Raw genomic sequence first — 11,191 nt, forward strand, 5'->3', positions numbered from 1 at the left:
GCCATGGTTCCCATCGTCATCATTCCCGGTTGGCGCGATTCCGGTCCCGGCCACTGGCAAAGCCTGTGGGCGCAGCAGTTGCCTGGCGCGGTGCGGGTGCAGCAGGACGACTGGTATAGCCCGTCGCGTCAGGCCTGGGTGGCGTCCATTGCCCGGACCATCCTGGCGCAGCCCGGCCCGGTGGTGATTGCTGCCCACAGCCTGGGCTGTATTGCCGCCAGCCATTTGCCCGCCGAGGCCGCCGCCTGTATCCGGGGGGCGTTGTTGGTGGCGCCGGCCGACCCCGAGCGGCGCAGTGTGCTGGCCGACTTCGCACCGGTGCCCTACCAGCGCCTGCCGTACCACAGCATCATCGTGGCCAGCAACGACGACCCCTTTTGTCCGGTACGCACCGCCGGCGCCTATGCCCGGGCCTGGGGCAGCGAATTTGTGCGCCTGCAAAGTGCCGGCCATATCAATGTAGAAGCCGGTTTTGGTCCCTGGCCACTGGGCCTGGCGCTGCTCCGGTCGCTGGTGGACGAAGTCAAGGAATGTCTCTCGGTCACATCGCTATAAAACCAAACGAGTATTAGCTTAGGACTAAATAGTCGTTTGAGTTTTAACGCTTTGTTTTCACAATCCATTACCTCAGCCAAACAAGCCCCGGAAATTGTCATGAACATCAAACAAAAAGTCGCTTTAGCCCTCGCATTTATTGGCCTGACAGCTACACAATTAGTAGCATCCCAGACCTTGCTCAACGTGTCCTACGACGTGTCCCGTGAGTTCTACAAGGACTACAACGTCGCTTTTGTCGCGCACTACAAAAAGACGACCGGCAAAGACGTCAAGGTGGACCAGGCCCACGGCGGCTCCAGCGCCCAGGCGCGCGCGGTGAACGACGGCCTGGATGCTGATGTGGTCACCATGAACACCACCACCGATGTGGAGTTCCTGGCCAAAAGCGGCGTGGTGGCGGCTGACTGGGCCAAACGTTTCCCCAACAACGCCGCCCCCACCACCTCGACCATGCTGTTCCTCACCCGCAACGGCAACCCCAAGGGCATCAAGGACTGGAACGATCTGATCCGCCCTGACGTGAAAGTGATTGTGGTCAACCCCAAGACCGGTGGCAATGGCCGCATGGCCTACCTGGCGGCCTGGGGCTACGTGCGCAAGACCGGCGGCACCGACGCGCAGGCGGCTGAGTTTGTGAGCAAGCTGTTCAAGAATGTGCCGGTGCTGGCCAAGGGCGGGCGTGATGCCACCACCATCTTTTTGCAGCGCAATATTGGTGATGTGCTGATCACCTTCGAGTCCGAAGTGGTGTCGGTGGACCGCGAGTTTGGCGCCGGCAAGGTCGATGCCATTCACCCCTCGGTGAGCATTATTGCAGAGAACCCGGTGGCGGTGGTGGAGCGCACGACGGTCAAAAAAGGCAGCGGCGAATTGGCCAAGGCTTACCTGAACCATCTGTATTCCGATGAAGCACAGGAGATTGCCGCCAAACACGGCATTCGCCCGCAGAACCCCAAAATCCTGGCCAAGTACGCCAGCACTTTCAAGCCACTGACACTGTTCCCGGTGAGTGAGTATTTTGGTTCGCTGACCGAGGCGCAAAAAGTGCACTTCAATGACGGCGGCCAGTTCGACAAGATCTACACCGTCAAATAAAGCCGGCCAATCGCAGCCCCTCCATCTGACTGTCCATGCCGGAGTCGTTTCGGCGTGATCCACCCTGTAATGCGATGTCCATGACCTCTGCCGTCCTGCCTGCTTCACCTGTGGCCGCTCACGCTGCCCCGGCCCGCCCACCCAGGCGGGTGTTGCCCGGTTTCCATCTGACGCTGGGTTACACCTTGTTTTACCTAGCGCTGATTGTGCTGATTCCACTGTCTGCCTTGCTGTTCAAAACCTTCACACTGAGCTGGGCCGAATTCTGGACAGCCGTGGCCAGCCCGCGGGTGCTGGCGTCGTACCGGCTGACCTTTGGCGCCTCGTTTCTGGCGGCCCTGGTCAATGTGTTCAGCGGCCTGCTGCTGGCCTGGGTGCTGGTGCGCTACAGTTTTCCGGGCAAAAAAATCATTGACGCGTTGGTGGATCTGCCGTTTGCCCTGCCCACGGCGGTGGCGGGCATTTCGCTGACCGCGCTGCTGGCCGGCAATGGCTGGATTGGCCAATACCTGGAGCCGCATGGCATCCAGCTGGCGTTCAACCCCAATGGCATCGTGATCGCACTGATCTTCATTGGCCTGCCGTTTGTGGTGCGCACCGTGCAGCCGGTGCTGGAAGACGCGGAAAAAGAGCTGGAAGAAGCCGCCACCTGCCTGGGGGCGAGCCGTTGGCAGACCTTTCGTTATGTGATTTTCCCGGCGATTGCGCCGGCATTGCTGACCGGTTTTGCCATGGCCTTTGCCCGGGCCGTGGGTGAATACGGCTCGGTCATTTTCATTGCCGGCAACATGCCGATGATTTCCGAGATCACCCCGCTGATCATCATCGGCAAGCTGGAGCAATACGACTACGCCGGGGCCACTGCCGTGGCGACAGTGATGCTGGGACTCTCATTTGTGCTGCTGCTGGTCATCAATGCGTTGCAAAGCTGGCAGCGCAGCCGCTCAGGGGGTAAATCATGAACACCCGCACCGTTCGCCGTGCCGATGCCGGTACCACCGAGCCGACCTGGGTACGCTGGTCACTGACCGGGCTGGCGCTGGCTTTTGTTGGCCTGTTTTTGTTGCTGCCGCTGGCGGCGGTGTTCACTGAAGCCCTGCGCAAAGGTTTGCCTGCCGCGCTGGAGGCCCTGCGTGAGCCCGATGCCTGGAGCGCGATTCGCCTGACGCTCATCACCGCCGCCGTGGCCGTGCCGCTGAACCTGGTGTTTGGCGTGGCAGCGGCCTGGGCCGTGGCCAAGTACGAGTTCAAGGGCAAGGCCTTTTTGACCACGCTGATTGACCTGCCGTTCTCGGTCTCGCCGGTGGTGGCGGGGCTGATTTATGTGCTGATGTTTGGTGCGCAGGGTTGGATCGGCCCGTGGCTGGCTGAACACAACATCAAAATTGTGTTTGCCGTGCCTGGCATCATCCTGGCCACGGTGTTTGTCACCTTTCCGTTCATCGCCCGCGAACTGATTCCGTTGATGCAGGCGCAAGGCACCGAGGAGGAGCAGGCCGCCGTGGTGCTCGGAGCCACCGGCTGGCAAACCTTCTGGCATGTGACGCTGCCCAACATCAAGTGGGGTCTGGTCTATGGCGTGATTTTGTGCAACGCCCGTGCCATGGGGGAGTTTGGCGCGGTGTCAGTGGTGTCTGGCCACATTCGCGGCCAGACCAACACCTTGCCGCTGCATGTGGAGATTTTGTACAACGAGTACCAGTCGGTGGCGGCCTTTGCCGTGGCGTCTCTGCTGGCGCTGCTGGCCTTGCTCACCTTGTTGATCAAGTCGGTGGTCGAGTGGCAGTTTGAGCGCGACCAGAAGGCCGCAGCCGAGTTGCCGCCGGAACGCCCCACCGCATCCCCGTTGCCGACCACGGCGCCTGCCCGATAACAAGTAAACCATCATGAGCATAGAAATCCGTCACGTCAGCAAAGACTTTGGCAACTTTCACGCCCTGCGCGACGTGAGCCTGGACATTGAGTCCGGTGAGCTGGTTGCGCTGCTGGGGCCATCGGGCTGCGGCAAAACCACGCTGCTGCGCATCATCGCCGGTCTGGAAACCGCTGACCAGGGCCACATTTTGTTCAACGGTCTGGATACCACCGACACCCATGTGCGCGAACGCAACGTCGGTTTTGTGTTCCAGCACTACGCGCTGTTTCGCCACATGAGTGTGTTTGACAACGTGGCCTTTGGCCTGCGCATGAAGCCCAGGGCGACGCGTCCGAGCGAGGCGGTGATCAAGCAGAAAGTGCATGAGTTGCTCGGCCTGGTGCAATTGGACTGGCTGGCCGACCGCTATCCGGCGCAACTCTCGGGCGGGCAGCGCCAGCGCATTGCCCTGGCCCGCGCGCTGGCGGTGGAGCCGCAAGTGTTGTTGCTGGACGAGCCGTTTGGCGCGCTTGATGCCAAGGTGCGCAAGGAGCTGCGCCGCTGGCTGCGCCGCCTGCACGACGACCTGCATGTGACCAGCATCTTTGTGACCCACGACCAGGAGGAAGCGCTGGAGGTGGCAGACCGGGTGGTGCTGATGAACGCGGGTCAGGTGGAGCAGATTGGCACGCCGCAAGAGGTGTGGGACCATCCGGCCAGCCCGTTTGTCTATGGCTTTCTGGGTGACGTGAACCTGTTCCATGGCCGCGCGCACGAGGGCGAAATGCTCATCGGTTCCGACGAAGACGGTCTGCGTCTGGCCAGCCCGGAACACCACGGGGCGCAGGATGCCAAGGCCTTCGCCTACGTGCGTCCCCATGATCTGGAGGTGACGCGTTACACCACTGGTGCCGGTGTGGCAGACCAGCCGCGTGGCATCGTGGCCAAACTGGTGCGCACCATTGTGGTGGGGCCGGTTGCCCGGCTGGAACTGTTGCCCCTGGACGCGGTGGCTGTGGGCAGCAGCGACATCATTGAGGCCCAGATTGCGGCGCAGCAATTTGCCATGCTGGGTCTGAAAGACGGCGAAACCGTGGTGGTGACACCACGTCGGGCCCGGGTGTTTGTGGCCTGAGGCCGCAGATGCTGCGCCAGCGGCGGATGACATTGCGGGCGGACACACTCTTTACCTGTGCTTTACTGAACGGCCATCAAACCACCGGTTTGCTGCGACAACATGGACCTCGGTCAATGTCATCGAAAGTGAACCTCATGAAAAAATCCTTGTTGTTAACTGCCGCCCTGGTGGCCAGCACCCTGTGTGCTGCCCAGGAGCTGGGGCGTGTGATCTCTGCCACGCCAGTGATGGAGCAAGTGGCCGTACCGCGCCAGGTATGCACCATGGAGCAGGTGACGGTGCAGCCACCCAAGTCAGGGGCCGGTGCTGTCATGGGGGCCATCGCCGGTGGTGCCATGGGCAATGCCATTGGGGATGGCAGCGGGCGCACGGCGGCGACCGTGCTGGGTCTGCTTGGTGGCGCCATTTTGGGTGACCGGATTGAAGGCAACACTGCACCTCAGACGCAAAACGTGCAGCGCTGCAGCACCCAGACCTTTTATGAAAACCGGACGATGGCCTACAACGTGGTCTACGAATACGCCGGTAAGCAGTACAGCGTGCAAATGCCCAATGACCCCGGCCCGACCATCCAGTTGAGCGTGACTCCGGTCGGTGCCGCTGTGGTGCCGCCGCCAGCCAGTGTCACCATCCTGGAGCGGCCGGTGTATGCCCAACCGCCTGTGGTGGTGGTCCCTCCCCCGGTCACCCTGCATGACGGCGCCGGTTTCAACCGGCATCCTTATCCGTCCTATCCGTGGCGCGACGGCCGTCGTGATTTCTATCACGGGCGCTGACGGGTGGCGTTAAATGATCCCGGGCAGAAAACGATGGCGGCAGCTTGAGCAATAGGCCGGGTAAGGTGAGTGGTGCTCACGCAGCCATTGTTCTTCCAGGCTGGCCTTGACCAGCAGCACCAGCACCAAGGCCACCCACAGTGCCCAGGCCAACCAGGGTCCGGCCAGCCAGGCCAGCGCGGCAGCACCCAGCAACACGGCGGTGTACATCGGATGCCGGACATACCGGTAGGGGCCACTGGTCACCAGCACACCATGGGCCTTGGGGGCCGGGCGGATGTTGAAATTGCCGGGCCGGTTATGCAGCAGCGTCCACCCCCCCACCGCCGCTGACCCGGCTGCCAGCGCCAGACTGCCCCAGGCAAACCGGCCTTGTGAAGCCGCCAGAGCGATCAGCCACAACAGCAGGCCAAATTGCAGCGTCACCAGCAGGACACCAACGGGCTGGCGCAGGGGTTTGGGAGACAGCGTCATACAGGCAGCAACAAAAGGGGTAAACCCGGATTGTCCACCACAGAGCCGCTTGTTACACACGTGGACGCGGTTCGTCCAGAGGGCCTTGGCACCCGCCATGCCATGCAATCTATTTGGCACGAAACTCGCTTGAGACTCTAGAATAAGTTGACCAACTGGTTAGTTTCTTGCGCGCAAGGCTGCTTTTTGGTGCAACCCTCTTTTTTCCGTGCGCACATGAACCATTCTGAAGACTTGTCTATCCTGTCCCGGCTCAATGCTCCCACTGGGGGGCGGCTGGCGGTCGAAATCCGCCATGCCAGTGTGGTGTATCAAACGGCAGATTCACCGGTGCATGCGCTGGAGAACATTGACCTGAATATTCACGAGGGCGAATTTGTCTCGCTCATTGGCCCCTCGGGCTGTGGCAAGACCACCCTGATGCGGGTGATTGCCGATCTGGAGCAGATCAGCGCCGGGCAGGTGCTGGTCAACGGTGTGACACCCCATGAAGCCCGGCTGGCGCGAGCGTATGGCTATGTGTTCCAGGCGCCGGCACTGTTTCCCTGGCGTACCGTGCTGGCCAATGTCACCTTGCCGTTGCAGATTCAGGGGCGCACCAAGGCCGATGCAAAAGTCATTGCCCAAGCGCATCTGGAGCGGGTTGGCCTGGCCGGGTTTGAAGGCAAATACCCCTGGCAGCTGTCCGGCGGCATGCAGCAGCGGGTGTCGATTGCGCGTGCCTTGTCGTTTGAGCCCAAGATTTTGATGATGGACGAGCCGTTTGGTGCGCTCGATGAAATCACCCGCGACCGGCTCAACGAGCAGTTGCAGCAGCTCTGGCAGCGTGAGCGCCGCACGGTGGTGTTTGTGACCCACTCGATTGCCGAAGCCGTTTATCTGTCCACCAAAATCGTCGTCATGTCACCGCGCCCGGGGCGCATCGTCAAGGTGATTGACTCCCCCTTGCCTGATGAACGACACCTGGGTTTGCGTGACACCCCGGCTTTCATGGCGCTGGCCCACGAAGTGCGCGAGGCACTGGCGGACGGTCACCATGGCTAAGCCCATTTCCTGGCTGCAACGCGCTAGACACGACTGGCTGCCGGTAGCCGTGGTGCTGTTGAGCGTGGTGCTGATCTGGTACGTGGCCGCCTGGGCCTTGAACGCGCCCGGTGCCATTGAGCGTGTGCTCGATGCCGAAGCCGGTTACACCCGGATGCAGCTGTTTGAAGCCACCATGACCATGGAACGCCCGCTGATGCCTGCGCCACACCAGGTGGCCATGGACTTTTATGAGAGCCTGACCGAATGGCCGGTGGACTCACCGCGCAACCTGATTTACCACGTGCTGGTCACCGGCCAGTCCACCTTGCTGGGTTTTGTGATGGGCACGGCGCTGGGCCTGCTGCTGTCGGTGCTGATTGTGCACAGCCGCACGCTGGACAAGGCGCTGCTGCCTTGGATCGTGGCCTCGCAAACCGTGCCGGTGCTGGCCATTGCGCCCATCGTGCTGGTCATTCTGGGCACCCTGGGCTTTTCCGGCACGGCACCCAAGGCGGTGATCGCCATGTACCTGTGTTTCTTTCCCGTTACGGTGGCCATGGTGCAGGGCCTGCGTTCACCGCAAAAAATTGAAACCGAAATGATGCACACCTATGCCGCCACCCGCTGGCAATCGTTGTGGTTGTTGCGCTTGCCGGCGGCCTTGCCCTTTCTCTTTCCGGCACTGCGCGTGGGCGTGGCTGCCGGGCTGGTGGGGGCCATGGTGGCCGAGCTGCCCACGGGGGCCCAAGCGGGCCTGGGGGCCAGGTTACTCACCGGCTCTTATTACGGGCAAACCACCCAAATCTGGTCGGCACTGGTGATGTCAGCTTTGCTGGGCTTGGCGCTCACCAGTGCGGTGGCCCTGATTGAGCGCATGGTCTTGCGCAGCAGGGGGGCGGTATGAACGAGGTGGTATCCGTATCCGGTGGCGTGGCCCCCTGGTTCTGGCCTGCCATGCTGGGGCTGGCCCTGGTGGCCGGGTACAGCGTGTACCGCATGGCCGCGTTGCAAGGGGCACGCTGGGTGGGCATGGCCACGGCTGCCTTGTTTGGGGCCTGGGTGCTGGTGTTCTGGGAAATTCTGGTGCGCGCGCTGGATGTGCCGCGTGTGCTGTTACCCGCGCCCAGTTTGGTGCTGGCTTCCATGGCCGAGCATGGCCCCAAACTCTGGGGCGACTTTGTGCAGACCGTGCTCAAGGCGGTGTTGATCGGCTGGTCACTGGGCTGCGGTCTGGGGTTTGGGGTGGCCGTGGCCATTGACCGCCTGCCCTTTTTGCAACGCGGCCTCCTTCCCGTGGCCTCACTCACCAGTGCCATCCCGCTGGTGGGCGTGGCTCCCATTGCCGTCATGTGGTTCGGTTTTGAGTGGCCGTCCAAGGCGGCGGTGGTCGTGCTGATGACTTTCTTTCCCATGCTGGTGTCCACCTTGGCCGGGCTCAAAGCCTCGGGCAAGCTGGAGCGCGAGCTGATGTACAGCTACGCTGCCAGCTACACCCGCACGCTGTTGGCGTTGCGCCTGCCTGCGGCGCTGCCGTTCATTTTTGGTGCTCTCAAAGTCAACGCCACGCTGGCCTTGATTGGTGCCATCGTGGCCGAGTTTTTTGGCTCACCCACCTCGGGTCTGGGCTTTCGCATTTCCACCGAGGCGGCACGCATGAACATGTCGCTGGTGTGGGGGGCGATTGTGGTGGCGGCAGTCACCGGTTCCCTGGCCTATGCCTTGCTTGTCCAGCTGGAGCGCCGTGCGGCGTTTTGGCACCCCTCGGTGCGCGAAGGGTGAGTTCGCGCTGTTTGTGTGTCAATGTCTGTTGCGCTTTTCATCAACCCCTAGAAGGAGCTTTCCAATGATTCGTTCTTCCAAGTTCACCCGTCGCCTGCTGGCTGTGGTGATGGCCACCGCCGGTTTTGGCGCACTGGCCGCCGACAAGGTCACCGTGCAGCTCAAGTGGGTGCCGCAAGCCCAGTTTGCGGGCTACTACATGGCCGCAGCCAAAGGCTTTTACAAAGATGCCGGGTTGGACGTGACCATCAAACCCGGTGGCCCCGACATTGCGCCCACGCAAGTGATTGCCGGCAAGCAGGCCGACATCGTGGTGGACTGGATGCCTTCGGCCCTGGCTGCCCGCGAAGCCGGTGTGCCCCTGGTGAACGTGGCTCAGGTGTTCAACCAGTCCGGCCTGATGCTGACCTGCAAGAAGGCCAGCGGCGTGGCCAGCCCCAAGGACTTCAAGGGCAAGACCCTGGGTGTCTGGTATGGTGGCAATGAATACCCCTTCCTCAACTGGATGGGCAAGCTCGGCCTGAAGACCGACTCTGACATCAAGATCTTGAAGCAAGGCTTCAACGTCGACCCGCTGCTGCAAAACCAGGCCGCCTGTATTTCCACCATGATCTACAACGAGTACTGGCAAGTGGTGGACGCCGGTGTGAAGGAAAAAGACCTGGTCACTTTCTTCTATGAAAAAGAAGGCGTGGCCACGCTGGAAGACGGCTTGTACGTGCTGGAATCCAACCTGAAAGACCCGGCCTTTGTGGCCCGCATGGGCAAGTTCCTCAAGGCCACGCTCAAAGGCTGGGACGCTGCGGTGAAAGACCCCGAAGGTGCCGCCAAGGCCGTGGTCGCTGCTGACACGTCCGGCAGCGCCAGCCTGAAGGTGCAAAAGCGCCAGATGGAAAACGTGGCCAAGCTCATCACCAACGCCGGCACCAAGAAGATTGGTTACCTGGAGCCTGCTGCCTATGAGCGCACTGTCAAAGTGTTGCTGGCTGGTGGCAGTGACCCGGTGATCAAGAAAGACCCGGGCAAAGCTGCTTACTCGCATGTCATCTGGGAAGCTGCCGCCAAATAATTGGCGGCATTCAACCCCAGGGGCCTTGTCCTGACGGGTAAGGCCCCTTTTTTCACCATGCCACTACGCTCTACCCTACAAATGGCCGGTGCAGCAGACGATGCTGCCAAAGGCCAGATCCGCCAGGCCAATGAGGCACGCATTCTGGCTGCCGCCGAGCGGGTGTTTGCCGGGGCCGGTTTTGGCGGCGCCACCATGGCCGCCATCGCCGAAGAGGCGGCGCTGCCCAAGGCCAACCTGCATTACTACTTTGGCTCCAAACAAGCGCTGTACCGTGATGTGCTGGCGCAGACCCTGAAAGACTGGCTGGAGCCCACCCACGTCATCACGCCCGGGGCAGATCCCCGAACCGCGATAGAAACCTACATCCGCGCCAAGATGGCCCTCTCGATCCAGCGTCCTCACGCCTCCAGGGTGTTTGCCAACGAACTGTTGCACGGCGCACCGGTGGTCCAGACACTGCTGGCCACCGACTTGCGCAAACTGGTCCTGGCCAAGGCCGAGGTGATTGCCCAGTGGGTGCGTGATGGGCGCATGGCGGCAGTCGACCCGGTGCACCTGTTTTTCACCATCTGGGCAGCTACCCAAACCTATGCCGACTTTGAAGTCCAGGTGTGCGCCGTACTCGGGCACAAGGAGTTGACCGCTCAAGACCAGACCCGGGCCACTGAACACGTGGTCACACTGATATTGCGTGGCTGCGGGCTGACGTAAGGGCTGGCCGCTCAAAGCCAATTCAAAGCTTGGCGCTGAATAATGGCGGCTCCAAAATCATTCTCCCTCTCCGTGATGAAGCTGTTTTCTCTTGCGATCGTTGTCTCGGCACTGGCCGGCTGTTCAGCGGCGCCGACGCGCCCGGTCAGCGTCCCTCGCGACGACCTGGCCTCAACCCAAGCCTATGTCACCCGCCTGGTGCAGCACGAAATGGCCAAGAACAAGGTCACCGGCCTGAGCCTGGCCCTGGTAGACGACCAGCGCGTGGTTTGGGCGCAGGGCTTTGGTTTTGCCGACGTGGAACAGGGTATTCCTGCCAGCGCCGACACCCTGTACCGGGTGGGCTCCATCTCCAAACTGTTCACCGATGTCGCTGCCTTGCAATTGGCAGAACGTGGCCTGCTGGATATTGACAAACCGGTACAACACGCCCTGCCAGCGTTGACGTCCAAGGCGCCGCAGGCGTCATCGATGATCACGCCGCGCCAGCTCATGACCCACCATTCGGGGCTACCGCGTGACCGGCTCAAAGGGTTTCAAACGCCGCAGCCCGCGTCGCTTGCCTCGCTGGTGGATGACGTCGCTGGCCAGCCTTTGGCCTATGCGCCTGACCTGGTTTTCTCCTATTCCAACATCGGCATTTCCCTGCTCGGGGCGGCGGTTCAGTCACGCAGCGGCGTGCCGTTTGCACAGCACATGCAGCAAAA

At 61.7% G+C, this 11,191-nt stretch carries 13 protein-coding genes; 12 read left to right on the forward strand and 1 reads right to left on the reverse strand.

What is annotated here, in order from left to right; genetic code table 11:
• Positions 1 to 3 precede the first annotated feature (3 nt).
• From PHW99_RS16005 to PHW99_RS16030, 6 genes are all read left to right on the forward strand, one after another.
• On the forward strand, positions 4 to 555 hold the full coding sequence (locus PHW99_RS16005; RefSeq protein WP_300179862.1) for an alpha/beta hydrolase: 552 nt from the start codon (positions 4 to 6) through the stop codon (positions 553 to 555).
• 99 nt (positions 556 to 654) lie between these two features.
• Positions 655 to 1,653, forward strand: coding sequence for a sulfate ABC transporter substrate-binding protein (locus PHW99_RS16010; RefSeq protein WP_300179826.1), 999 nt, complete (start codon positions 655 to 657; stop codon positions 1,651 to 1,653).
• Between the two features lie 80 nt (positions 1,654 to 1,733).
• Positions 1,734 to 2,615, forward strand: a complete 882-nt coding sequence (cysT, locus tag PHW99_RS16015; protein ID WP_300179829.1) for a sulfate ABC transporter permease subunit CysT — start codon at positions 1,734 to 1,736, stop codon at positions 2,613 to 2,615.
• Positions 2,612 to 3,526, forward strand: a complete 915-nt coding sequence (cysW, locus tag PHW99_RS16020; RefSeq protein WP_300179832.1) for a sulfate ABC transporter permease subunit CysW — start codon at positions 2,612 to 2,614, stop codon at positions 3,524 to 3,526. The genes cysT and cysW overlap by 4 nt, the downstream gene beginning before the upstream one ends.
• Before the next feature lie 13 nt (positions 3,527 to 3,539).
• Entirely contained in the window at positions 3,540 to 4,643 is a 1,104-nt protein-coding gene (locus tag PHW99_RS16025) for a sulfate ABC transporter ATP-binding protein (RefSeq protein ID WP_300179835.1), read from the forward strand.
• A 137-nt stretch (positions 4,644 to 4,780) separates the two neighbouring features.
• The gene (locus PHW99_RS16030) at positions 4,781 to 5,422 is read left to right on the forward strand and encodes a glycine zipper 2TM domain-containing protein (RefSeq protein ID WP_300179838.1); all 642 of its coding nucleotides are present in this window, start codon (positions 4,781 to 4,783) and stop codon (positions 5,420 to 5,422) included.
• Between the two features lie 9 nt (positions 5,423 to 5,431).
• Here PHW99_RS16030 and PHW99_RS16035 read toward each other — a convergent pair whose 3' ends face one another.
• The gene (locus PHW99_RS16035) at positions 5,432 to 5,896 is read right to left on the reverse strand and encodes a methyltransferase (RefSeq protein ID WP_300179842.1); all 465 of its coding nucleotides are present in this window, start codon (positions 5,894 to 5,896) and stop codon (positions 5,432 to 5,434) included.
• Between the two features lie 216 nt (positions 5,897 to 6,112).
• Here PHW99_RS16035 and PHW99_RS16040 point away from each other — a divergent pair, with 216 nt between their 5' ends.
• The 6 genes from PHW99_RS16040 to PHW99_RS16065 form a co-directional block, all read left to right on the forward strand.
• The gene (locus tag PHW99_RS16040) at positions 6,113 to 6,940 is read left to right on the forward strand and encodes an ABC transporter ATP-binding protein (RefSeq protein WP_300179844.1); all 828 of its coding nucleotides are present in this window, start codon (positions 6,113 to 6,115) and stop codon (positions 6,938 to 6,940) included.
• Positions 6,933 to 7,826, forward strand: a complete 894-nt coding sequence (locus PHW99_RS16045; protein ID WP_300179847.1) for an ABC transporter permease — start codon at positions 6,933 to 6,935, stop codon at positions 7,824 to 7,826. Before PHW99_RS16040 ends, PHW99_RS16045 begins: the two co-directional genes overlap by 8 nt.
• A complete protein-coding gene (locus PHW99_RS16050) occupies positions 7,823 to 8,701 on the forward strand; it encodes an ABC transporter permease (RefSeq protein ID WP_300179850.1) in 879 nt (292 codons plus the stop codon). The genes PHW99_RS16045 and PHW99_RS16050 overlap by 4 nt, the downstream gene beginning before the upstream one ends.
• 64 nt (positions 8,702 to 8,765) lie before the next feature.
• Complete coding sequence (locus tag PHW99_RS16055; protein ID WP_300179853.1) at positions 8,766 to 9,770, forward strand: ABC transporter substrate-binding protein; 1,005 nt, start codon at positions 8,766 to 8,768, stop codon at positions 9,768 to 9,770.
• A 57-nt stretch (positions 9,771 to 9,827) separates the two neighbouring features.
• A complete protein-coding gene (locus tag PHW99_RS16060) occupies positions 9,828 to 10,484 on the forward strand; it encodes a TetR/AcrR family transcriptional regulator (protein ID WP_300179856.1) in 657 nt (218 codons plus the stop codon).
• A gap of 75 nt (positions 10,485 to 10,559) precedes the next feature.
• The coding region (locus PHW99_RS16065) for a serine hydrolase domain-containing protein (RefSeq protein ID WP_300179859.1) at positions 10,560 to 11,191 on the forward strand (632 nt) is incomplete at its 3' end.

It is taken from the genome of Rhodoferax sp. (assembly GCF_028689305.1).
Taxonomy (GTDB): Bacteria; Pseudomonadota; Gammaproteobacteria; order Burkholderiales; family Burkholderiaceae_C; genus Rhodoferax.